The sequence below is a fragment of the Nitrosospira multiformis genome (genome assembly GCF_003050865.1).
In the GTDB taxonomy this organism is placed as follows: Bacteria; Pseudomonadota; Gammaproteobacteria; order Burkholderiales; family Nitrosomonadaceae; genus Nitrosospira; species Nitrosospira multiformis_E.
In genome coordinates this window covers 71,825-93,784 of sequence record NZ_QAOK01000011.1, presented here as the reverse complement: position 1 = coordinate 93,784, position 21,960 = coordinate 71,825, and the positions used below count along the sequence as shown (strand labels likewise).

24 protein-coding genes and 1 tRNA gene are annotated in these 21,960 nt (G+C 53.1%); 12 read left to right on the top strand and 13 right to left on the bottom strand.

Annotation, left to right across the window (positions count from 1 at the left end; translation table 11 throughout):
- Both C8R21_RS16095 and C8R21_RS07685 read left to right on the top strand, forming a co-directional pair.
- Nucleotides 1–200, top strand: a 200-nt coding sequence (locus C8R21_RS16095; protein ID WP_375136000.1) for an IS3 family transposase, incomplete at its 5' end; no start/stop codon positions are given.
- Nucleotides 201–325: 125 nt separating this feature from the next.
- Nucleotides 326–2,557, top strand: a complete 2,232-nt coding sequence (locus C8R21_RS07685) for a putative bifunctional diguanylate cyclase/phosphodiesterase (RefSeq protein WP_107762173.1) — start codon at nt 326–328, stop codon at nt 2,555–2,557.
- On the opposite strand, the gene ppsR is transcribed toward C8R21_RS07685, so the two are convergent.
- Entirely contained in the window at nt 2,554–3,402 is an 849-nt protein-coding gene (gene ppsR / locus C8R21_RS07680; RefSeq protein ID WP_107762172.1) for a posphoenolpyruvate synthetase regulatory kinase/phosphorylase PpsR, read from the bottom strand. The genes C8R21_RS07685 and ppsR overlap by 4 nt on opposite strands.
- Before the next feature lie 97 nt (nt 3,403–3,499).
- Here ppsR and ppsA point away from each other — a divergent pair, with 97 nt between their 5' ends.
- Entirely contained in the window at nt 3,500–5,887 is a 2,388-nt protein-coding gene (gene ppsA / locus C8R21_RS07675; RefSeq protein ID WP_107762171.1) for a phosphoenolpyruvate synthase, read from the top strand.
- A gap of 371 nt (nt 5,888–6,258) precedes the next feature.
- Nucleotides 6,259–6,438: a hypothetical protein gene (locus tag C8R21_RS07670; RefSeq protein ID WP_074973411.1), complete on the top strand. Its 180-nt coding sequence runs from the start codon at nt 6,259–6,261 to the stop codon at nt 6,436–6,438.
- An 8-nt stretch (nt 6,439–6,446) separates the two neighbouring features.
- Here C8R21_RS07670 and C8R21_RS15865 read toward each other — a convergent pair whose 3' ends face one another.
- Nucleotides 6,447–6,587 (bottom strand): hypothetical protein, encoded by a 141-nt coding sequence (locus C8R21_RS15865; protein WP_177219693.1) that lies wholly within the window; start codon nt 6,585–6,587, stop codon nt 6,447–6,449.
- The gene (locus tag C8R21_RS07665) at nt 6,584–7,741 is read right to left on the bottom strand and encodes a sensor histidine kinase (RefSeq protein WP_107762170.1); all 1,158 of its coding nucleotides are present in this window, start codon (nt 7,739–7,741) and stop codon (nt 6,584–6,586) included. Before C8R21_RS07665 ends, C8R21_RS15865 begins: the two co-directional genes overlap by 4 nt.
- A gap of 156 nt (nt 7,742–7,897) precedes the next feature.
- On the opposite strand from C8R21_RS07665, the gene C8R21_RS07660 reads away from it, so the two are divergent.
- The gene (locus C8R21_RS07660; RefSeq protein ID WP_107762169.1) at nt 7,898–8,170 is read left to right on the top strand and encodes a hypothetical protein; all 273 of its coding nucleotides are present in this window, start codon (nt 7,898–7,900) and stop codon (nt 8,168–8,170) included.
- 141 nt (nt 8,171–8,311) lie between these two features.
- On the opposite strand, the gene C8R21_RS07655 is transcribed toward C8R21_RS07660, so the two are convergent.
- The 6 genes from C8R21_RS07655 to petA form a co-directional block, all read right to left on the bottom strand.
- A tRNA-Thr gene (locus C8R21_RS07655) sits at nt 8,312–8,387 on the bottom strand.
- 65 nt (nt 8,388–8,452) lie between these two features.
- On the bottom strand, nt 8,453–8,881 hold the full coding sequence (locus C8R21_RS07650) for a ClpXP protease specificity-enhancing factor (protein WP_107762168.1): 429 nt from the start codon (nt 8,879–8,881) through the stop codon (nt 8,453–8,455).
- Entirely contained in the window at nt 8,878–9,477 is a 600-nt protein-coding gene (locus C8R21_RS07645; protein WP_107762167.1) for a glutathione S-transferase N-terminal domain-containing protein, read from the bottom strand. Before C8R21_RS07645 ends, C8R21_RS07650 begins: the two co-directional genes overlap by 4 nt.
- Before the next feature lie 55 nt (nt 9,478–9,532).
- Nucleotides 9,533–10,270, bottom strand: coding sequence for a cytochrome c1 (locus C8R21_RS07640; RefSeq protein WP_107762166.1), 738 nt, complete (start codon nt 10,268–10,270; stop codon nt 9,533–9,535).
- Nucleotides 10,270–11,514, bottom strand: coding sequence for a cytochrome b (locus C8R21_RS07635; RefSeq protein WP_107762165.1), 1,245 nt, complete (start codon nt 11,512–11,514; stop codon nt 10,270–10,272). The genes C8R21_RS07640 and C8R21_RS07635 overlap by 1 nt, the downstream gene beginning before the upstream one ends.
- A gap of 1 nt (nt 11,515) precedes the next feature.
- Nucleotides 11,516–12,118, bottom strand: a complete 603-nt coding sequence (gene petA, locus C8R21_RS07630; protein ID WP_074973679.1) for a ubiquinol-cytochrome c reductase iron-sulfur subunit — start codon at nt 12,116–12,118, stop codon at nt 11,516–11,518.
- A gap of 295 nt (nt 12,119–12,413) precedes the next feature.
- Here petA and C8R21_RS16405 point away from each other — a divergent pair, with 295 nt between their 5' ends.
- Nucleotides 12,414–12,545 (top strand): hypothetical protein, encoded by a 132-nt coding sequence (locus tag C8R21_RS16405; RefSeq protein ID WP_258192309.1) that lies wholly within the window; start codon nt 12,414–12,416, stop codon nt 12,543–12,545.
- 13 nt (nt 12,546–12,558) lie between these two features.
- Nucleotides 12,559–12,756, top strand: a complete 198-nt coding sequence (gene yacG, locus C8R21_RS07625) for a DNA gyrase inhibitor YacG (protein WP_107762164.1) — start codon at nt 12,559–12,561, stop codon at nt 12,754–12,756.
- A gap of 296 nt (nt 12,757–13,052) precedes the next feature.
- Here the strand turns inward: yacG and C8R21_RS07620 are convergent, their stop codons facing one another.
- Entirely contained in the window at nt 13,053–14,030 is a 978-nt protein-coding gene (locus tag C8R21_RS07620; protein ID WP_107762163.1) for a Nudix family hydrolase, read from the bottom strand.
- Between the two features lie 8 nt (nt 14,031–14,038).
- The gene (locus C8R21_RS07615) at nt 14,039–14,938 is read right to left on the bottom strand and encodes an ATP-binding protein (RefSeq protein ID WP_107762162.1); all 900 of its coding nucleotides are present in this window, start codon (nt 14,936–14,938) and stop codon (nt 14,039–14,041) included.
- 375 nt (nt 14,939–15,313) lie between these two features.
- On the opposite strand from C8R21_RS07615, the gene C8R21_RS07610 reads away from it, so the two are divergent.
- The gene (locus C8R21_RS07610; protein WP_258192308.1) at nt 15,314–15,946 is read left to right on the top strand and encodes an EF-hand domain-containing protein; all 633 of its coding nucleotides are present in this window, start codon (nt 15,314–15,316) and stop codon (nt 15,944–15,946) included.
- A 156-nt stretch (nt 15,947–16,102) separates the two neighbouring features.
- Here the strand turns inward: C8R21_RS07610 and argJ are convergent, their stop codons facing one another.
- Nucleotides 16,103–17,341 (bottom strand): bifunctional glutamate N-acetyltransferase/amino-acid acetyltransferase ArgJ, encoded by a 1,239-nt coding sequence (argJ, locus tag C8R21_RS07605; RefSeq protein WP_107762161.1) that lies wholly within the window; start codon nt 17,339–17,341, stop codon nt 16,103–16,105.
- Between the two features lie 337 nt (nt 17,342–17,678).
- On the opposite strand from argJ, the gene C8R21_RS07600 reads away from it, so the two are divergent.
- On the top strand, nt 17,679–17,906 hold the full coding sequence (locus C8R21_RS07600) for a sulfurtransferase TusA family protein (RefSeq protein WP_107762160.1): 228 nt from the start codon (nt 17,679–17,681) through the stop codon (nt 17,904–17,906).
- A 60-nt stretch (nt 17,907–17,966) separates the two neighbouring features.
- Here the strand turns inward: C8R21_RS07600 and C8R21_RS07595 are convergent, their stop codons facing one another.
- A complete protein-coding gene (locus C8R21_RS07595; protein WP_146162460.1) occupies nt 17,967–18,701 on the bottom strand; it encodes a hypothetical protein in 735 nt (244 codons plus the stop codon).
- Between the two features lie 267 nt (nt 18,702–18,968).
- Between C8R21_RS07595 and C8R21_RS07590 the strand changes: the two genes are divergently transcribed.
- The 3 genes from C8R21_RS07590 to nuoC are packed head-to-tail and all read left to right on the top strand — an operon-like array spanning nt 18,969 to nt 21,890.
- Nucleotides 18,969–19,412: an NADH-quinone oxidoreductase subunit A gene (locus tag C8R21_RS07590; protein ID WP_107762158.1), complete on the top strand. Its 444-nt coding sequence runs from the start codon at nt 18,969–18,971 to the stop codon at nt 19,410–19,412.
- Between the two features lie 46 nt (nt 19,413–19,458).
- A complete protein-coding gene (locus C8R21_RS07585; RefSeq protein WP_371265861.1) occupies nt 19,459–20,058 on the top strand; it encodes a NuoB/complex I 20 kDa subunit family protein in 600 nt (199 codons plus the stop codon).
- On the top strand, nt 20,055–21,890 hold the full coding sequence (gene nuoC / locus C8R21_RS07580; protein WP_219906625.1) for an NADH-quinone oxidoreductase subunit C/D: 1,836 nt from the start codon (nt 20,055–20,057) through the stop codon (nt 21,888–21,890). The genes C8R21_RS07585 and nuoC overlap by 4 nt, the downstream gene beginning before the upstream one ends.
- Nucleotides 21,891–21,960 lie beyond the last annotated feature (70 nt).

Below are 21,960 nucleotides of genomic sequence, written 5' to 3'. Positions count from 1 at the left end.
CCGTCAAGCGCTATCGCTACAGTTCACATGACGAGCTCAAGGCGCATATGCAAACCTTCCTGATGGCCTATAACTTCGCCAGACGGCTAAAGACCTTGAAGGGCCTCACACCCTTTGAGTACGTCTGCAAAATATGGTCTGAAGACCCGGACAGATTTATTATTAACCCACACCATCACACTGTGGGGCTAAACACCTAGTAACCTCCTGTTACCGTCGTCAGTAACCCATAGCGCCAGTTCATGCTTCTCGTGCACGCTCCCGATGCCGCACGAAGGGGCCTCTTTCAACCCCAGATATTTGTTTACTGAAAAGATGGAGGTTTATGAGAATAAGTTCTTTTACCAAACTGTTTGCCACTGTTCTGATACTGCTTCTCCTGACAATTGGAGCAATGGCTTTCCAGGCGCTTAGTATCCAGGATGACATCATTGTGACCCAGAACTGGACGCAGTCAAAATTGAATGAGGCGTTAGGTCACCTGCATCGGAATATGCTGATGATGGTCGCGCTCACTGTTACCACGCTGCTTTCTGTCGTCGTTGCTATTGTCTATACACGTCGCACCATCTTGCTTCCACTCGCTCAACTTCATGAAGAGGCGAAAAGTATTGCCGAGGGAGCTTATCAGGCCCGCTGCGACATTGATACAAGCAATGAATTGGCGGAGTTGGGGGCAATGTTCAACTCCATGGCTGTGACAATCGAAAAGGATATCGCTACACGCCGCGCACTTGAAGAATTTATGCAGCAGGCCACAGCAATATTTGAAAACAGCAGCGAGGCAGTGATGATAACCGATGCTGAAAATATCATTGTCAGCGTGAATCCTGCCTTCACGAAGGTAACCGGTTACCGGCCCGATGAAGCGGTGGGAAAAAACTGGGATTTGCTGGAAACCAGCATGAAAGGACAGCCTTTCTTTTTAACAGTTAAAAATTCACTTGACACTACCGGCCGTTGGGAGGGGGAAATGACGAGCTGGCGGAAGAACAGGGAAGCTTATGTTGAATGGCGCAGGGTGAATGCCATTTACCGTGACGGCGGCTCCATCCATGGATGGATAACCTTGTTCTCGGATATCACTCCCGAGAAGAAATCGGAGGAATTGATCTGGCAGCAGACCAATTTCGATCCCCTGACGGATTTGCCTAATCGCCATATGTTTCACAATCGACTGGAACAGGAAATCAGGAAAGTGGATCGCCTCGGATCATCGCTGGCATTGATTCTCCTGGACCTCGACAACTTCAAGGAGGTCAACGACACCTACGGGCATAACAGCGGGAATGTTTTGCTCAAGGAGGCGTCGTGGCGCCTCAATAGCTGTGTGCGCGGCACTGATACAGTAGCACGAATGGGCGGCGATGAATTCACTGTGATTCTCGCCCCATTAAAAAGCCTGATCAGTATCAATCGCGTCATTCGGGATATCCTGTATAAAATGGCAATGCCATTCCAGTTAGGGGATAAGACCGCCTATATATCGGCCAGTATCGGTGTGACTTTTTATCCTCATGATGCCACTGATCCCGAATCCCTGGTGCGGAATGCCGACCAGGCAATGTATGCTGCAAAGAATAAAGGCCGCAACTGCTTCAACTATTTCACTCCTACGCTGAATGAGGCTGCTCAAAACCGAATGCGCCTGGCGAGCGATTTGCGCGGCGCACTCGCCGACCACCAGCTTCAATTGTACTATCAGCCCATTGTCGAGCTTTCAACGAGCCAAATTCACAAGGCCGAAGCATTGCTTCGTTGGCATCATCCAGAACTCGGGTTGATCAATCCTGCCGATTTTGTTTCAATCGCCGAAGAAACCCGAATGATCGTCGATATTGGTAACTGGGTGTTTCAGAAGGCGTTACAGCAAGTTGCTGCATGGCGCGCGTCCTACTTTCCTCAATTCCAGATCAGCATTAACACTTCTGCCGTACAGTTTCGAAAGGAGGTGGATCTGTTCAGTTCATGGCTCGGTTTGCTACGCGAGATGGGGCTGCCCGGCCAGAGTATCGCCATCGAGATTACTGAAAGTTTGCTGATGGATGCCACCTGCGATGTCAGGTCCAAGCTCCGCGGTTTTCGGGAGGTGGGCCTGCAAGTTTCCCTGGATGATTTCGGGACGGGTTATTCGTCTCTGGGATATCTTAAAAAATTTGATATTGATTACCTCAAGATAGACCGGACCTTTGTGCAAAACCTCGCGCCGGATTCAGAGGATTTAGCGTTATGCGAAGCGATCATCGTCATGGCGCATAAACTGGGGATAAAGGTGATCGCCGAAGGGATAGAGACAATGGAACAACGTGACCTGCTTACTCTCGTCGGCTGCGATTACGGGCAAGGCAACCTGTTTTCCAAAGCAGTGCCTGCAAAGGGCTTCGAGAACGGCATAACGGAACAGGAAGAAGTACCGGATATGTCATTGAGGATCAAGAACAACAATGGGCGCGAAGACAGCGTTCGCACCGGTTCGAGCAGAGTGCTGCTGCCGTATAACGACACAACTCAGCCCTCTGTCTTCACTGCCCGGGGCGCTTTGAGGCCTCCGGGTTAATAAATCTTCCGTTCGAGTTTTGCTTCGTGCAGTACCGCGGTCGCCAATTCTTCGATGGATTTGCTGGTTGCGTCGAGATAGGGGATGCCTACGCGGCGCATCAGCTTTTCCGCGCTCTGCACCTCATACTCGCAGTTCTTGAGGGAAGCGTACACGCTTTCTGGCTTGCGTTCGCTGCGTATTTCATGGAGCCGCTCTGGGTGAATGGTAAAGCCGAACAGCTTGCTTCGTATATTCCTGATCTGGGCAGGAAGCTCTTCGCGCTGGAAATCCTCGGGAATAAGCGGGTAGTTTGCCGCATAAATTCCATATTGCAAGGCGAGATAGATACAAGTCGGCGTCTTGCCGGTACGGGAAACGCCTACCAGGGTAACATCGGCCCGGTTCCAGTCTTTCTGCGACAAGCCATCGTCATGCTTCAGAGCGTAATTTATTGCGTCGATGCGCTTCCAATACCCGGTTGGATCGGAAACACGATGAGAACGCCCCATGTTTTCCGACGAACGCAGGCCCAGTTCAGCTTCCAGTGGAGCAATAAAAATGCTGAAGCAATCGAGATGCAGAGCGTCGGCGGAATTGATAATAAGCCTGGTTTCGGGATTCACCAACGTACTGAACACCACTGGGCGCGCGCCGTCCGCGATGCACTGCTCATTGATCGTCCGGACGGCTGAAGTGGCTTTTGCCCTGCTGTCAATGTAGGGTAGGGTGATCTCATCCAGGGGAATATTTTCGAATTGACTGAGCAGGCTATGTCCCAGCATTTCCACCGTAATCCCGGTACGGTCTGAAAGAAAGAAGGCAGTTCGACGAGTCGGTTTGGGGGTAATCGGCATGATTGGCATGGTTATGAGAAACTATCGATGATTTCCGGGTGGAAATTCCGCTTCAAAATGTAGCACAATTCTTCTTTGGCCATCATTTGCACAATCAGGAGTCAAAATGGACGAGTCGCCCTATATAGCCTGGTTTGACACTCTGCGCATGACGGATGTGGGTCGCGTCGGCGGCAAAAACGCCTCCCTTGGCGAGATGATCAGTCAGCTGACTGGGATGGGAGTCCGGGTTCCCGGCGGTTTTGCAACCACTGCGGATGCCTATCGCGATTTCCTGGTGCAGGATGGGCTCGCCCAGCGTATAGAACAGACCCTTGCTGAACTCGACATAAAGGATGTTCAGGCGCTGGCTGCGGCAGGCGCACAGATTCGCTCCTGGATAGTGCAGACATCGTTTCCCTCTCGTCTGGAAAATGAAATTTCTGTTGCTTACGAGAAAATGCTGCGCGAGGCGGAAGAGGAAATTTCAGTAGCGGTACGCTCTTCGGCTACTGCCGAGGATCTGGCGGACGCCTCGTTTGCCGGGCAGCAGGAGACCTATCTCAATGTCCAGGGACTGGATAATCTCCTGAAAGCGGTCAAGGACGTCTTTGCTTCCCTCTACAACGACCGGGCCATCTCTTATCGCGTGCATAAAGGCTTCATTCATTCCGAAGTTGCGCTTTCGGCCGGGATACAGCGCATGGTGCGCAGCGATATCGGTGCCGCGGGAGTGATTTTTACACTGGATACCGAATCCGGTTTTGACAAGGTGGTTTTCATCACCGCCTCTTATGGCCTGGGCGAAACCGTCGTCCAGGGCGCGGTCAACCCAGATGAGTTCTACGTCTACAAACCGGCATTGACGCAGGGAAGACCGGCCATTCTGCGGCGCAACCTTGGCTCTAAACTTATCAAGATGCGGTTTGCTGAAGGCCAGGGCGCCGCTCGCTCAGTCGAAACAGTGGATGTGGAAGAGGGGGATCGCAAACGGTTTTCCATTACCGATGTGGATGTGGAAGAACTGGCGCGTCACGCGCTCGTGATCGAGCGGCATTATCAAAGGCCGATGGATATCGAGTGGGGTAAGGATGGTGCGGACGGCAGACTCTATATTCTGCAAGCCCGCCCGGAGACAGTGCAAGCGCACGCCGGAATGGATACATTGCGCCGTTATCGCCTGAAGAGTAAATCCGAGATACTCGTGTCGGGGCGCGCCATTGGCCAGAAGATAGGAAGCGGCCCGGTGCGCCTGGTTCCGAACGCGCAGGAAATGTCGCGGGTACGCGAGGGTGACGTGCTGGTAACCGATATGACCGATCCTGACTGGGAGCCGGTAATGAAACGGGCCGCTGCCATCGTCACCAATCGCGGAGGGCGAACCTGCCACGCGGCAATTGTTGCGCGTGAGCTGGGGATTCCCGCTGTAGTCGGCTGCGGCAACGCCACCGACTTGCTGAGGGAGAATGAGATCGTCACCGTATCCTGCACCGAAGGGGATACCGGCAATATTTATCAGGGGAAGCTGGAAGTCGAGGTAAGCGACCTCGCGCTCGAAAGCATGCCGAAGGCCCCGGTCAAGATCAGCATGAATGTCGGCAACCCCGAACTCGCCTTCGGGTTTCAACGCATTCCCAACGATGGAGTAGGGCTGGCCCGGCTGGAGTTCATCATTGCGCGCATGATTGGCGTGCATCCAAAAGCAGTACTGCAATTTGCCAAGCTTCCGCAAGACGTGAAGCAACAGGTCGAGGCCCAAACCAGCGGTTACGCCGACCCTGTCAGTTTCTACGTGGAAAAGCTTACGGAGGGGATCGCCACTCTGGGCGCAGCCTTTTTTCCAAAACCTGTAATCGTGCGGATGTCCGATTTCAAATCCAACGAATACTCCAGCCTCATCGGCGGTCATGACTATGAACCGAGGGAGGAAAACCCGATGCTTGGCTTTCGCGGTGCTTCACGCTACGTGGCGGATGAATTCCGGGATTGCTTCGAGCTGGAATGCCGGGCGTTGAAGAAAGCACGCGACGACATGGGGCTGACCAACCTGGAAATCATGATTCCGTTTGTGCGGACACTGGCCGAGGCCCGACGTGTGGTGGAACTGCTATCGGAAAACGGCTTGAAGCGGGGTGAGAATGGGCTGCGCCTGATCATGATGTGCGAGATTCCATCCAACGCATTGCTGGCAGAACAGTTTCTGGAATATTTTGACGGTTTCTCGATCGGGTCCAACGATCTTACCCAGCTCACCCTCGGGCTGGATCGTGACTCCAGCCTCGTTGCGGAAGCCTTCGACGAACGCGATCCCGCGGTAAAAATGCTGCTAAGCATGGCTATCCAGGCATGCCGTAAAACCGGTAAATATATCGGAATCTGTGGACAGGGGCCTTCCGATCACCCTGACCTCGCACGATGGCTGATGGAAGAGGGCATTGAAAGCCTGTCGCTTAATCCCGATACCGTCATGGATACCTGGTTATATCTGGCAGAGGAGGCAAAAAAACAGCTATAGTCAAAGAATCCCGTCGAGTTCGAAGTTTGTCAATCATTTACTGGGAGGCGCCTTTCAGGCGGGCGACTTTCACTGTCATAGATTCGACACATCGTTATGAGAACATTAATGCCGGTGTTAGCATTTACCCTTTATGTGAACACCCTCGGGTCTATCCTCTCCCTTAGACCCAGGCCCAGATACGGTCAATCTCCGTTCTGGGCTTTTTTCTTTTCCATGATATGACGTTCCACTAATTGCAAAGAGAAGGGGTGAAATGAAGTGATAAAGCGACCAACTTTCGAGGAGATGAGGGATGTGGCCAAAGATGTAGCGCATCCTTGTATTCAAAGATTCATTGCAACAGGTACCTTTGATGAAGGAGATAAGAAATGTCGGTAACTTCGGATGCGAAAAGAATGTTTGTGGAAAATCTGAACACGTTTGGCGATAAGGAAACTCAGCCAGAAAAATACAATCTTTATCTCGGTCTTATTTATCTGACGGCGTCAGTGGAGCAGATTCAACAGGAGTTGGAGGAAATCAAGCGGCAAATAGCCAAGAGGAATTAAGGCGACACCTACAGGAGTTGAACGGTCCTCGTCCCCCATTCGCCTTGGTTTTTCCCCCCACTCACACTGAGCTTGTCGAAGGGCCAGTCGGGAAACCACGTGAAATAGGGGGAAACGATCAGATTGGTATCGAAGTTATTACAAGTCATTCTGGCTTCTGCGAGGGTTGCAGAGCATTTTGATAAGGCCTTGCATCCACCGGAATATCTATCGTGAAGGTTGTGCCACGATAAGGTGAGCTATCGACTGCGACGCTTCCACCATGGCTCTCCGCAACGCTTCGCACATACGGCAAGCCAATACCCCAGCCTTCCTTGTTTCCTCTTTTTGCGGCCTCTGCCCTTCCGAATACCTGAAATATACTCTCGATTTGTTCAGGCGGGATGGATTCTCCTTCATTGTGCGCAGACAACAGCATGCGCTCGTTTTGTGAAGCAATCTTGATTCGAACAGGCGTATCGGGAGAGCCATATTTCACCGCATTTCCAATAATATTTTCCACCGCCCGTTTGATTGCCTCTCGATCCCACCATCCTACAATAGAAGCGCCGATCAGCGGAAAGCGTGCCCCGTGAATGGCGGTGAAATTGTCGAGTACTTCCTTCAGGACTTCCTGTATGTCGAATTCCTCGAGCCGCAGGTGCAATCGTTCTCCCATCTGGAATTTTATCGAGTCGAGCAAATCGCGAATCATTCCATCCATCCGGCTCAGGTTGCTCATGATTCCTTCCGCGAATTCCTTTATCTTGGTCAAATCGCAATTGGATTTGATGAGTTGAGCGGCAAAGTAGGCATTTGATAATGGATTTCTCAGGTCGTGGGCAAGTGTTGCAACAAATCTTTCCTGTAGCGCTGCCTGAGTCAAGGCGAAGGCATTGACGGACTCACGGATTGATCCATCGATAGAAGCATTGATAATGTAAATTTCACGATCATTGAGGTGTACGCCATTCATCTTTAGAACATCAAAGATTGTCCACCGCAGTTGCTGATATTCCGCGATTACTGAGTGAGCGTTATAGCTTGTAAGGCGCGCGCGCTCGCCACCGTGCTCCGCGGCTACTGTAGTACCCTCATTTCCTGTTGCTCTTGGATAATCAGGCGTAATGGCTTCGGCGAGGTTATCGTACAGGACTGGGAAGGTATTGATGATGATCGGATTTGGCAGGTGCTCGGCTTCCTTGACGGTGTTTCGAACCCTTTTTATCCATTCCGAAAGTACTTCGTCTCGAAGCTTGAGCATTCTTCGAGCAGTTGGAGAGAGTTTCTCGGGATTGATATTTTGGTCGCTCGCCAGAGTCACGGTAATCGCTCTTTTTATTGATGAGAATGGGGAACAATATGATTTTGAGCCTGAGAAGGTAGCGCAAAAGAGTGGGGTGAGTGACGGATCGAAGTATTCACCGGCTTGCGAAAGTATTACATGTGAGGAGCGTGACTGCAAAGCCCGGAGTACCTGGTGAGGTTATTGTTGCGAATAGAAAGTACCTCAAGTGAAGAAATCTCAGTAGCGGCTGAGCCGGGGGAGGCTGAATGGAACCTTGATGTTCTCGATGGCCTGTTTGATTTTTACTTTATCCAGCCAGTGATATTGCAACAAAGAAAAGCAGCGAATCTGCGCTGCTACCTCGGCCGCTTCATCTATGCCTATAACGATGTACCCACGTTTACGTTTGCAAATGCTGAAACATCCTTCAGCAATTCTTTCTTATCTTTATCAGATGGACCGTAAATATCGCGCTTATAGTCAAGCGGTGATCTTCGGGCACTTTCCTGTCAATAAGTTCTAAAAGATCCGGCTCCGATATTGCATCGAAGTCTGCGCGGGAAAGAGACACGTCGAAAATTACTTAGGGATTACTAAAAGGACGGTTGGTGCCGACACCAAGAGTCGAACTCGGGACCTTCTGATTACAAATCAGCTGCTCTACCAACTGAGCTATGCCGGCGTGGATGCAATTATAGAGATTGGGAAGGAGGAGAGCAAACCGGTAATATGGGTGACAGGTCGAACTTACTTGACTACCTGAAGCCGACGGTTCTTGGTTCCCTTGGCAGGTGACAGGTGCGATGAGGATTGGGGCTCATCGGGCTCTTTACCAGCAGTCTCATCGTGCGAGGCATCCAATTCCACCTCGGGTGGAAAAATCATGCCGCGTGCAGTTTCTTTGGCAAATATTCCCTGGACTGTCGTCACGGGGATGGAGATTTCACGCGAGACACCGGCAAACCGCGCCGAGAACTGTATCACTTCATTTCCAAGCGTGAGGTGGTGCGCAGCGTCGTGGCTGATGTTGAGAATAATCTCGCCATTCTTTATATGTTCGTCCGGTATGCGGGTGTTGTCATCCACTTTAACCGAGATGTAGGGCGTATAGCCGCAGTCCGAGCACCATTCATAAATGGCGCGAATCAGATAAGGCTTGGTGGAAAGCTCTCTCATTTGCGCATGGCCTTTTCAGAGGCTGTGAGCGCATCAATGAATGCCGGTCTGCTGAACAGGCGCTCGGCAAATTTCAGCAGGGGCGCAGCTTGCTTGGGTAGCTGAATGCCATAATACTCGAGCCGCCACAGCAGTGGTGCAATGGCGACATCAAGCATGGAAAATTCGTCCCCCAGCATATGTTTCTGTTTGGCAAAGACAGGGGCGATCAGCGTCAGGTTGTCGCGAATCGTTGCGCGAGCTTTTTCCGCTGCTTTCTGGTTGCCGTTCTCCACCGCTTCGAGATGACAGAAAAGTTCCTGTTCAAAGCGGTGAAGAAACAGGCGCGCGCGTGCCCGCATCACAGGGTCTGCGGGCATCAGCTGCGGGTGAGGGAAGCGGTCGTCAATATACTCGTTGATGATATTGGACTCGTACAGGACGAGGTCGCGCTCTACCAGGACGGGGACGCGACCATACGGGCTCATCACTGCCAGATCTTCAGGCCTGTTGTGCAAGTCGACATCAATGATCTGAAAATCCATACCTTTTTCGTACAGAACGATCCGGCAGCGATGGCTGTACGGGCAGGTAGTGGCTGAGTACAAGGTCATCATGACCAGTTATTTCCCAACGATATCAAATCGGCAGCTTTCCAGATAATGATTAATCTCAATGTACGTCCTTCCAATATTCCTTCTTGAGGGCGTAGGTCAGTACCAGCATGAGGAACAGGAAGAGCATCACGATGATTCCGATCTGCACGCGCTTGTTGGCCGCGGGTTCGCCCAGGTAAACCAGGAAATTCACCAGATCGGCAACGTATGCGTCGTATTCCGTCTTGGAAAGTGACCCCGGTTTCGCGAGTGTCAATTCCTTTATTTCATGTGTACCGCCGTGGCCGTCATCCTCTGACTTTACATCGAGGATTTGCTCTCCCTGCAACTCGTACAGCACATGGGGCATGGCGGCCTTGTCGAATACAAGGTTATTCCAGCCGGTTGCAGTGCTGTCATCCCGATAAAATTTCCGCAGGTAGGTATAAAGCCAGTCGGGACCACGGGAGCGGGCAATGACGGAGAGATCAGGCGGAGCTACGCCGAACCATTGCTTTGCTTCTTTCTTTGGCATCGCCACCGTCATGAGTTCGCCGACTTTCTGACCTGTGAATATGAGGTTTTCACTGATCTGCGACTCGGTAAGGCCGAGATCGCGCAGGCGGTTATAACGCATGAAATCCGCGCTGTGGCAGGACAGGCAGTAATTGACAAAAGTCTGTGCACCCCGCTGCAGGGAAGCCATGTCCCTCGGCTTGATGGGCGCCGTATCAAGCGTTACTGCCGACTCGCTTGCAAATGCGACAAGTGGAGCCAGACAAAAAACAAATACGATGCTTTTAAGGTTTCTCATTATCTCACCCTGGTCGGTTCAGGCTTGGTTTTATCGATCTTGCTGTACCACGGCATGAGAATGAAAAAAGCGAAATAGATTACCGTGAATATCTGCGCGAGCAACGTGTAGAGGGGTGTGGGCGACTTCGTGCCCAGCCAGCCAAGCACAAGGACGCTGATGACAAAAAGTGTAAGGGCAAACTTGAAAATTGGCCCCTTATACCGGATGGATTTCACCGGACTGCGATCGAGCCACGGCAACAGGGCAAAGATCGCGACGGAACCGCCCATCAGCACGATGCCCCAGAGCTTGGCATCTATCCAGAGAAAGTTGACTGTAACTGCCCTCAGCATCGAATAGTATGGCGTGAAATACCATACCGGTGCGATGTGGTCGGGAGTCTGCAGCGTGTTGGCGGGAATGAAATTATTGTATTCCAGGAAGTAACCGCCCATTTCCGGCATGAAGAATATGATGCCGGTGAACACGATCAGGAACACGACGACGCCGAAAATATCCTTTACCGAATAATAGGGATGGAAGGGAATGCCATCCACGGGGATATGCGTCACGGGGTCCTTGTTGGCCTTGATCTCGATCCCGTCCGGATTGTTCGAACCTACTTCATGCAGCGCCAGAATATGGACGACCACCAGCACCACCAGCAGGCCGGGCAGGGTCACCACGTGATAGGCAAAGAAGCGGTTGAGCGCCGCATCCGAGAGCATGAAGTCGCCCAGAATCCAGTTCGACAGCGTCTGGCCGATCACCGGAATCGCACCGATCATGCTGATGATCACCTGCGCGCCCCAGTATGACATCTGCCCCCAGGGCAGAATATAGCCGGTGAATGCCAGCATCATGAGGACGAAAAAGATGCCCATGCCGATGACCCAGAGAAGCTCGCGCGGCTTGCGATAGGAGCCATACATCATCCCGCGGAACATGTGCAGGTAGACGACCACGAAGAACATCGAGGCGCCGGTGGAATGCATGTAACGGATAATCCAGCCATAATTCACGTCACGCATGATATATTCCACCGAGGCGAATGCCATGCTGGCATCCGGCTTGTAGTTCATCGTGAGGAAGATGCCTGTGAGAAGCTGGTTCACCAGCACGAGCATGGCAAGTGAACCGAAGTAGTACCAGAAATTGAAGTTCTTCGGCGCGTAGTACTCGCTGAGATGCGCCCTCCAGTTGGCTGTCAGTGGAAATCGGGCGTCGATCCAGCCGATCATTGCATCCAGTCGCTTGCTCATTTTATGCAGACTCCTTATCAGACCCGACCAGCAGGCGCGTGTCGCTCAAATACATGTGGGGTGGGACAACCAGGTTAGTGGGTGCCGGAACTGCCTTGTACACACGTCCTGCAAGGTCGAACTTGGAGCCATGGCACGGACAGAAAAAACCGCCAAGCCAGTCGGGCCCGAGGTCTGCGGGCGCAACATCCTTTCGGAATACCGGGGAGCAACCCAGGTGGGTGCAGACCCCTTCAACCACGAGAACGGCGGGCTTGATCGAACGGGTTTCATTCTGGGCGTATTTCGGTTGCTGATCCTTTTCAGATTTTGGGTCGGCAACCTGGTTGTCGAGCTTCGGCAATGTCGCTAACATATCCTGAGTGCGGTTCAGAACCCACACCACCTTGCCGCGCCATTCCACCAGAAGCAGCATGCCCGGCTCGACCTTGCTGATATCCACTTCGACTGGTGCCCCGGCCGCCTTGGCGCGTTCGCTGGGCATCATACTCATTACGAAGGGAGTCGCTACCGCAACAGTCGCGATCCCGCCGGCAACAGAAGTCGCGGCCAGGAGAAAACGCCTCCTGCTGTTCATACCTTCTTTTTTTTCAATATCCGCCATATTTGCAGTCCCGTTTTCCGATTTGGACTTCCAGAAAAATTCATAAAAAAACTTAACCATTTTACCATGATACGTATTGGAAAATAAATATTGATTGCAAGATGATTTGAGTGGGCAAAGCGGGGGGATTGAAAATATTATCTATTTATAATCAACCGGATATGACAAGATTGTTGCCGATGTGTCTCTCCGTGGCTCCAAGTGAAGTAGTCCCGGATTTGAAGTCTTCGAAAGATCAAACAGGCGGGCCAAACAGGCAGCCTTGCAACTATAATGTTTTAATCATGGAAAACCTGTGGCGCAAAGTGACGCTTCAGCCGATCTGCGCGAGATAATGGGTGCGAGGGAGGGCAGGACCGTTACAAGGATGACAGGAGCGAAAAAGAGGCGGCCAGCCATAACAGAACAACTGGATATCATGGGATGACTACGAGGCCTGTATGAAACGACCTGTTGTCAATTGTCCGCAGTGCGGCAAGAGTATCGTCTGGGATAACAGCAACCCTTTTCGCCCGTTTTGTTCGGAACGTTGCAAGCTGATCGACCTGGGGCAGTGGGCGGCGGAATCCTATCGTATTCCGGATACGAGAAAGGATTCGGAAAAACAGGAGAGCGATCCGTCAGGAAGCGAGAAATAGGGGCAGGGGCGACCAGGTTGCCAAGGTGTTCGGCGGTTTCCTATTGAGTCGGCGAGCGGACAGTGCAAACGTAACAGTGCAAACGTCAATTGGCAGCAACCGGTATGACGTTCAAAGCACGCCATTATTGGTTTAGGCTGGATTCCGGTTTACTGGATTCCGGGTCAGGCCCGGAATGACGAGATTCATAGTATTTTCTGGCCAGATCAAGAGGTTAATCAAGAGATTAATGGCGGACTGTCTTTCGCGCCTCGTCCTGAAAAACATCATCGTGTCGCGGAAGCAGTTTGGGTTCTTCAGGCCTTCTGCCCGGTGTCGCGCACCTGCCCAATGCCGCGCATCAGGGCGATGCCGTGGGCGCCATGTTCCCAGGCAATGGCAAGATCCTCGCTCCGCAGTCCACCCAGCGCATATACAGGAATGGCGCTCCCGTGGATGAGCCTGGCAAACTTCCGCCAGCCCAGCGGAGGAGAATCAGGATGGCTCGATGTTGGCAGTACGGGAGCCAGAACGGCGAAATCCATTTCCAGTTGTTCGGCCCGGAAAAGCTCCTCGGCATTGTGGCAGGAGGCTCCGCACCATTCCACATCGGGTCGCTTCGAAAGATTCATCAGATCAGCCGATGTAAAATGAATTCCATCCATGCCGAATTCATGGCAGAGGCTGGTGTTACCCGTACCGCTGTTCACGAGGATGCGGGCGTCGTAATGATGGGCCAGTGCAGTCACTTCACGGGTAAAGGCATCCAGCGCTTTGTCCTGTATTCCTTTTTCGCGTAGCTGCACCAGCCGCAGTCCTTCCTGGAGGGCGATCTCGATTCGGGCTGCTGCAACCTTTGGTCCCCACTCCGCGGCATTCGTAATCCCATAAACGGGGGGCAGGTCAAGTGCACGCAATACAGGTGCGTTGGCAGGAAGCAATGGTTCTACAGAGACATTGCCCGCAAACTGCCACGACAGCTCCTGGTCTTCATACGGACGAGGCTCGCCATGCCACTCCAGCACACGATAAAAGTGAAGCCGTACGGTTGCATGAGGGTAGGTAAATGTGCGAATTATCCAGGGGTACGCATGCTTGACATGTATGCCCAATTCTTCCAGCAGTTCGCGCTTGAGTGCGTGCAGCAGTGGCTCGCCTGGATCGACCTTGCCACCCGGAAACTCCCAGTAGCCGGCATAGGGTTTGCCTTCTGGCCGGCAGGCTAAAAGAAAGGAACCGTCGCTCCGGATGAGGATGGCGGCAGCAACTTCCACGATAGAGGGAACAGGAAGCATGAAGAGGTTTATCGCTCCTGGTGGAACTCTGTTTTGTCCGCGGTTTTCTGCCCGGCTTTCTCTCTACCTGCCCAGTCGCGCGCGAACTGCCACGCCACCCGGCCGTTGCGGGAACCTCGTCCCAAGGCCCAGCGTAGCGCCTCTTCCCGTATGCTGTCGTCCATTTTCTCTATGCCGAAGTAGGCAAGCCAGCGCGCCACAATGTCCAGGTACTGTTCCTGGTCGAAAGGGTAAAAAGATACCCATAAACCAAAACGTTCCGATAGCGACGTCTTTTCCTCCACCGTTTCGCTCGGATGAATCTCGCCCCCGATATGCCGCGTGTCCTGGTTGTCCACCATATATTCGGGCATCAGGTGGCGCCGATTGGAGGTGGCGTAGACAAGCACATTCTCGGACGCAGTGGCTATCGAGCCATCGAGAACCACTTTCAGGGCCTTGTAGCCTGGTTCACCGGACTCAAACGACAGGTCGTCGCAATAGAGAATGAAGCGTTCCGGACGCCGATATATCTTCTCCACGATTTCAGGCAGATCAATGAGATCGTACTTTTCTACTTCGATGAGACGCAATCCGTCGTCCGCGTATTTATTCAGCATTGCTTTTACCAGCGACGATTTGCCTGTTCCGCGAGCTCCCGTAAGCAGCACGTTATTGGCAGGATGATGCCGCACGAATTGCCGTGTATTCTGGTCCATAAGGCTTTTTTGCCGCTCTATGCCCTGCAATGCCTCGAAGGTGATGCGATCAGGATAATGCACCGGTTCGAGGAATCCGATGCGTCCTGTTTTTCGCCAGCGAAAAGCTGCGGCATTCCAGTCCGGATCGGGCGCGTCAGCGCGCAGCAGCCCCTCCAGGCGAGAGAGCAGGGTTTCCGCCCGATCATATAACCTATCCCAATCGTTCATGAGCAGTCCTGAAATTGCTCAATTATACCCGTAACAAATCCGGGGCCCGACCCCGGAGCCTGCTCACGGTAGCTGCAGGTACATCGAGAAAGACCAGTTGTAAGCTTCAGGCAGTATGGGGACGGTGTCTGCCGCCAAAAGTTGGGTCAAATGCATGATTTATGTGCGCTAACGAACGGAATAGCTCAGCTAAAAACCCCATGATTTAACGCGGTACGTCAGGCAGTTGTCCAGGTGCCGGGTTCCCGGTTTCCGGTTCCGGTTGAACCGTAAAAACCAAGAAGATAAAAATCTTTGATGGGTTTCAGCAATTGGCAAGCGTACGCTTTCCGGGAAACTTCCTTTAAATTGAGCAACCTCTCAGGAGAAAACACTATGAATAATATGCCCAGCAAAAAGTCAATCATTTCTCTCGCGCTCGGATCTGCTTTCGCTGCAACGCTCGGTACTGCTTCCGTTGCTTCTGCAGCCGACAATCCTTTCGCCGTACAATCCCTTCAAAAAGGCTTCATGGTAGTGGGTCAAAATGACGATAAAGGCGGATATGGTGCCACCGGCGAATATGGCGACAGGAAGGATGGATATGGTGACACCGGCGGATATGGCGACAGGAAGGATGGATATGGTGCCACCGGCGGATATGGCGACAAGAAGGACGCCTACGGTGGTGACAAGAAGTATGGAGAAGGCCGTTGCGGGATGTCCATGGCGGACACCGATAATGATGGCAGGGTAAGCAGGGAAGAGCACGCCCGCCATGCTGAAATGATGTTTAACAAGATGGATGCCAACAAGGATGGGTATATCGATAAGGATGAGGCCAGCGCGATGAGGAAAAAATACCGCGGCCATGGCCACGGCTCCCGGTCCGACGACCAGTATCGTGGATCAGGCGACCAGTACCGCGGTGACCGCGATGGCGGTGTCGATGTGCATCGTTACCGCGAATATGGTGCGGGCGAGACGGTTCCCCGTGATTTACCCCACATGAGGCCCATGGGCGAGTAAAGCAAAAGCACTGTTCGTCAGTGATGATTTCGCCTTGCCGATAACCGGTTAAAACCGGTTATCGGCAAGGTTGTCCTGTTGCAGAACGACAGGGCATCGGTGCTTATATATTTCTACCGATTGCAGTGTTACGGACCAGCGACATACGCACCGGTATCAGCTCCGATACTCCGCGTTGATCTTTACATAATCGTAAGACAGATCGCAGGTCCAGACGGTGGCTGCGGCCTGTCCTCTATTCAGTACGACGCGCACGGTAATTTCCGGTTGTTTCATCACCCGCTGTCCCTCTTTCTCCGCGTAAGCGAAGGCTCTCCCCCCGTTTTCCGCAACCAGTACATCATTGAGATAAAGTTGCAGTTTGTTGATATCAAGGGCCTCTATGCCTGCATAGCCGATGGCGGCCAGTATTCGCCCGAGATTAGGATCTGCAGCGAAGAACGCTGTTTTGATCAGAGGTGAGTGTGCAATCGCATAAGCAATCTTGCGGCATTCCGCCACGGTTTTGCCACTCTCTACCTGGACTGTGATGAACTTGGTCGCGCCTTCGCCATCGCGCACGATTGCCTGCGCAAGCTCCACTGCGATACCGGTTATGGCATCCTGCAATTGCACAAACTCCGGACTCTCCTTGTCTACGATGGGGGAGTGAGGGGCGCATCCGGTGGCCATCAGAATGAATGCGTCATTGGTGGAAGTATCGCCGTCCACGGTGATGCAGTTGAATGAATGGGCAGCGGCGTGCTGGACCATGTGTTCCAGCAATGGGTTGCTTACGCCGGCATCGGTTGCGATAAAACCCAGCATCGTTGCCATATTCGGACGAATCATCCCCGAACCCTTGGCAATTCCGGTAATCGTCACGGTCGTACCATTGAGGGAAATCTGCCGGGACGCTGCCTTGGGGACAATATCGGTTGTCATGATCGCCTCAGAGGCGGCAAACCAGTTATCGGTTCCAAGATCGTTTATTGCCCGTGGCAACCCGGTAACGATTCTGGGCAGAGGCAACGGCTCCATGATCACGCCGGTTGAAAAAGGCAGTACCTGTTCGGTTGCACACCCGAGTAGCCGGGCAGTCTCGGCGCAGGTCGTACGGGCATCTTCTATGCCCCTTTCGCCGGTGCCGGCGTTGGCGCACCCCGTATTGATGACAAGGGCACGAATAGAACCATTTGAATTGAGGGCCGAGAGATGTTCCCGGGCGACGGTGACTGGCGCTGCGCAAAAATCATTCTGCGTAAACACTCCCGCCACCGTCGCACCGTCATCCAGAACGATGACCAGCAGGTCCTTGCGTCCCGGTTTCCTGATGTTGGCTTCCGCTATGCCCAAGGTGATGCCTTTTATGGCCAGGAGTTGTTCGGGCAGGGCAGGTGTAAAGTTGACGGGCATAATAGATAGTAGATAGGCGAGATAATTGGCGAATGAAGCGCAATCGATGCTCGGGTAAAAGAAGACAGTGGTATTATCGTCCCCCGTTGTTTTTTGAATCGGAAGAGCAGATTGTGAAAAAACGCAATGCTAACCCATCTTCAGGTTCTCCTCCATCCCATCTTTTCAGCCGCTGATAATGCCGAATAGCCGGCATTAACCTGACGAACAGAAATTAGAATTTTTGTAACTGATAGAAATATTGTTATCGGCGAATGCTTTCGTTCGCCGGGTTCCCGCTTTACCCGGGGTGCCGCTTGATGAGACCAAAGCGGACCAGGAATGAAGGAGAAGATGCATGAATTGTGATAAAGAACTGGATGTGCGCGGGCTGAATTGCCCGCTGCCCATATTGCGTACTAAAAAATCACTAGTGGATATGATATCGGGTCAGATATTGAAAATTGTCGCCACGGATCCCGGGGCTGTAATCGATTTCCAGGTTTTTGCCGAGCAGACGGGAAATGAGTTGCTGTCGTTGTCGGAAGCAGCGGGTGAATTCACGTTTTATATGAAGAAGAGGTAGCAAAGAAGAAGTAGCAGGAAGCAGCAAGGAGCAGGAGTAGCTTAAGGAAAATCTGAACCATCAGAATTCATGGTATGCCACTGGCCTTTCCGGACACGCGTGCAACCGTTGCGTTACGCGCTGGTAAGCTACCGGTGAATCGATCGTGCGTTGAGCGGCGACGGCACCATTCATCAGACGCTGATGCAAAGGTTTCAGTATCCCCTCCACCCAGGGCCTTGAGTCAGCCCGCGCCTGGTTTTGCGAAGCATAATAACGCGGTTGGGAAAATGCCGCGCGCAGTGGTTCCTCCAGCATTCTCGCTCCAATACGAAAGTGCGACCGCCATGCGGACACATGCTCCAGCTCATGTTTGCGCACGATATTTCTTCTGCAGCTGTCGTTAAGTTCCTTGGCAAGATATACCCGCATTGCCGCAAATCCCAGTTTGACCGAGACATCCGGCACCATGCACGTCCGCCCGTCCGTGCTTGTCCGCCACCTGGCACGGAATTCGTATCTGAATTCCGGTGCGGCATGCGTCAGTCCGTACACGTTGTGATACGCGTCGCTGGTCTTTCCTGACACCGATTGAAGTGCCTTGGCGGTGCGCGAGCTGTCCTCGGCCGGGGTGATATCCGTGTACACAACCGCCACCTTGCCGGCACCCATCAGTTTCTCGCAGTCGGCTTTAAATAAGTCATTGCCGGCCAAAGCCATCCGTTCCGGTAATAGAAGCAGAAGCAGCAATAGCAGTCCAGCGAAAAAACTGGCTGCAAGGTCTTTGCCGGTTTGATCGTTCCGAGTGAATCTCAAATGGTTAAACCAGGCAGAGTAAGGTGGGAAGTGGGGTCGCGATAAGGTTCACGCACACGTCAGCTTGGCAGGTCAATATAGTTTCATGCGGGCTAACGACGGACGCATGCCACTTTTGTGTTGGTTATCGCACAGAAGTCTGCTGCTCGATGGGAAATACTGACCTTTCACCTGAAGTAATCCCTCTCTGGACCGCGGCTTTTTGCGGGGACCGGCCTGTTTAATCTTGGTGTCAATCAAAGGACCAAGCACAAAGGAGCCTAATCCTTGAATGCTTCCGCGACACAAGTAACAGAAATCTGGCCCCTGGTTGCATACTTCTTCCTCGTCGTCGCGCTGGTTGCGGGCATCATGGCGCTTTCGTACGTCATTGGAGAGCGTCATAGATCGAAGGCTGCGGACGAGCCATTTGAAAGCGGCATTGTCACTGTCGGCCTTGCGCGCTTGCGCCTGTCCGCCAAATTCTATCTGATCGCGGTGTTCTTTGTGATCTTCGATGTGGAAGCTGTATTCCTTTTTGCCTGGGCCGTTGCTTTTCGTGAATTGGGCTGGCCTGGTTATATCGAGGCGATCATCTTCATATCTATTCTGGTAGCGGCCCTCGCTTATTTATGGCGGCTGGGTGCGCTGGATTGGGGGCCGGCCAGGCATTCGGCTGGCAGGTTTGCCAAAGATTCAAGGAGTCCAAACCATGCAGTGGTCTCTAAGTAAGCCATCCGACAAACCCTCCGGGGCAGCAACGTCCGGGTCTTCAATAATTCGCGATAACGGTTTTGAGGAAGACGGGCGCCGCAGCGTATTGCTGACGCGATTGCAAGACCTTGTCGCCTGGGGCCGCAAGAATTCGGTCTGGCCTTACAATTTTGGCCTGTCGTGCTGTTATGTGGAAATGGCGACCAGCTTCACCAGCAAGTATGACCTTGCCCGGTTTGGCTCCGAAGTTATCCGCGCCTCTCCTCGCCAGGCCGATCTGATCGTTATTTCCGGTACGGTTTTTATCAAGATGGCGCCCGTGCTCCAGCGGCTTTACGATCAGATGCTTGAACCGCGCTGGGTTATTTCGATGGGTTCATGCGCGAATTCGGGGGGAATGTATGACATTTACAGCGTGGTACAGGGTGTAGACCGATTCCTTCCCGTGGATGTTTATGTTCCCGGTTGCCCGCCTCGGCCCGACGCATTCATGCAGGGGCTGAATCTGCTTCAGGATGCGATCGGCAAGGAAAAGCGCCCATTGAGCTGGGTGATCGGTCCGCAGGGAATCGAGCGACCGGCTGAAGGATCGCAGCGGGATCTCAAGCGCTCCGAGCGAATGCGCGCCACGACCCTGGGCAGTCCCGACGAGGTACAAAAGTGAGCGCAACCTCCAGTCTTGCCGCCCCACGGGATATGCAGAATATACCGAATATGCCTGATGCGCCAAACGCTTCAGGTGTGCTGGAAGAACTGAAGAGCCGCTTTGGTCCGCCTGCCACTGGCGACTCAGGAGGGCCAATGGGTTTAGTGCAAAAAACCGGCGATGACCTTCCCACGCAATGGGTCTCCAGGAACGGAGCGCATGAAGTCCTGCACTACCTGAAACTGGAAGCGGAGCGGCCTTACCGAATGCTGTATGACCTGACCGCGATTGATGAACGTACACGCGTACACCGCGAAGACCAGCCGGCAAGCCAGTTCACTGTCATCTATCATCTGCTGTCGTTCGAGCGCAATGCGGATGTGTGCCTCAAGGTCGCGCTCACCGATACTGATCTTCGCATGCCTACCATTACCGATATCTGGCCTGCGGCAAACTGGTACGAGCGTGAGATATGGGACATGTTCGGGATCGTCTTCGACGGGCACCCGCACCTGCGTCGAATTTTGTTGCCCCCCTGGTGGCAGGGCCACGCCCTGCGCAAGGATCATCCGGCTCGTGCGACCGAGATGGAACCGTTCCATTTGTCCGCAGAGAAGAAGGAGGCTGAGCAGGAAACGCTGCGTTTTCATCCTGAAGAATGGGGAATGCGCCGCGCACACGACGGCACCGATTTCATGTTCCTCAACCTGGGACCGAACCATCCAAGCGTGCATGGCGTATTTCGCATTGTACTGCAGCTCGACGGCGAGGAAATCATCGACGCTGTGCCAGAGATTGGCTTTCACCATCGCGGAGCGGAAAAGATGGGGGAGCGCCAATCCTGGCATACCTACATTCCCTACACCGACCGCATCGATTACCTGGGAGGGGTCATGAACAACCTTCCCTATGTGCTAGCCGTGGAAAAACTGGCAGGCATTGAAGTGCCTGATCGGGTAAAGGTGATGCGCGTGATGATGGCTGAATTTTTTCGTATTGCAAGCCATCTGGTGTTCTACGGAACTTTTACCCAGGACCTGGGCGCGCTTTCCCCGGTATTTTTCATGTTCACCGACCGCGAGCGAGTGTTCGATGTCGTCGAAGCCATCTGTGGGGGGCGAATGCACCCGAGCTGGTATCGCATCGGCGGGGTAGCTCAGGACTTGCCCAATGGATGGGATCGGATGGTGCGGGATTTCCTGGGTTATATGCCTGCAAGACTGGCTGAGTACGACAAGATTGCTGTGGGCAACCGTATCCTGAAAGCCCGGACGCGAGGTGTCGGCAGTTACTCGAAAGATGAAGCGATCGAATGGGGCGTGACGGGGCCCAATCTGCGCGCCTGCGGCTTCGAATGGGATTTCCGCAAGGCACGGCCGTATTCGGGCTACGACCAGTTCGAGTTCGATGTGCCAACCGGCCAGCATGGCGATTGCTATGATCGCTGTGCCGTCCGCGTGCAGGAAATCCGCCAGAGCCTGCGCATCATCGAGCAGTGCCTGGAAAACATGCCGGCCGGCTTGCATAAAGCGGATCATCCGCTCACCACGCCGCCGCTCAAGAAGCATACCTTGCATGACATCGAAACGCTCATCGATCATTTCCTGGGTGTGAGCTGGGGGCCTGTCATTCCTCCGGGGGAAGCATTTGTAGGCATCGAGGCTACCAAGGGAAACAACGGCTATTACCTGGTTAGCGACGGCAATACCATGGCTTATCGGGTGCGTATCCGCACGCCTTCCTTTCCGCACCTGCAAATGATTCCTTTGATCAGTCGTGGACTGATGATTTCGGATTTGATCGCCATTCTGGGCAGCATCGATTTTGTCATGGCCGACGTGGACCGCTGATGCAGGCCGCCGGCTCGCTGATACGAATTGCTGATATGAATTGCTGATATGGATTGCTGAGGGGGATACC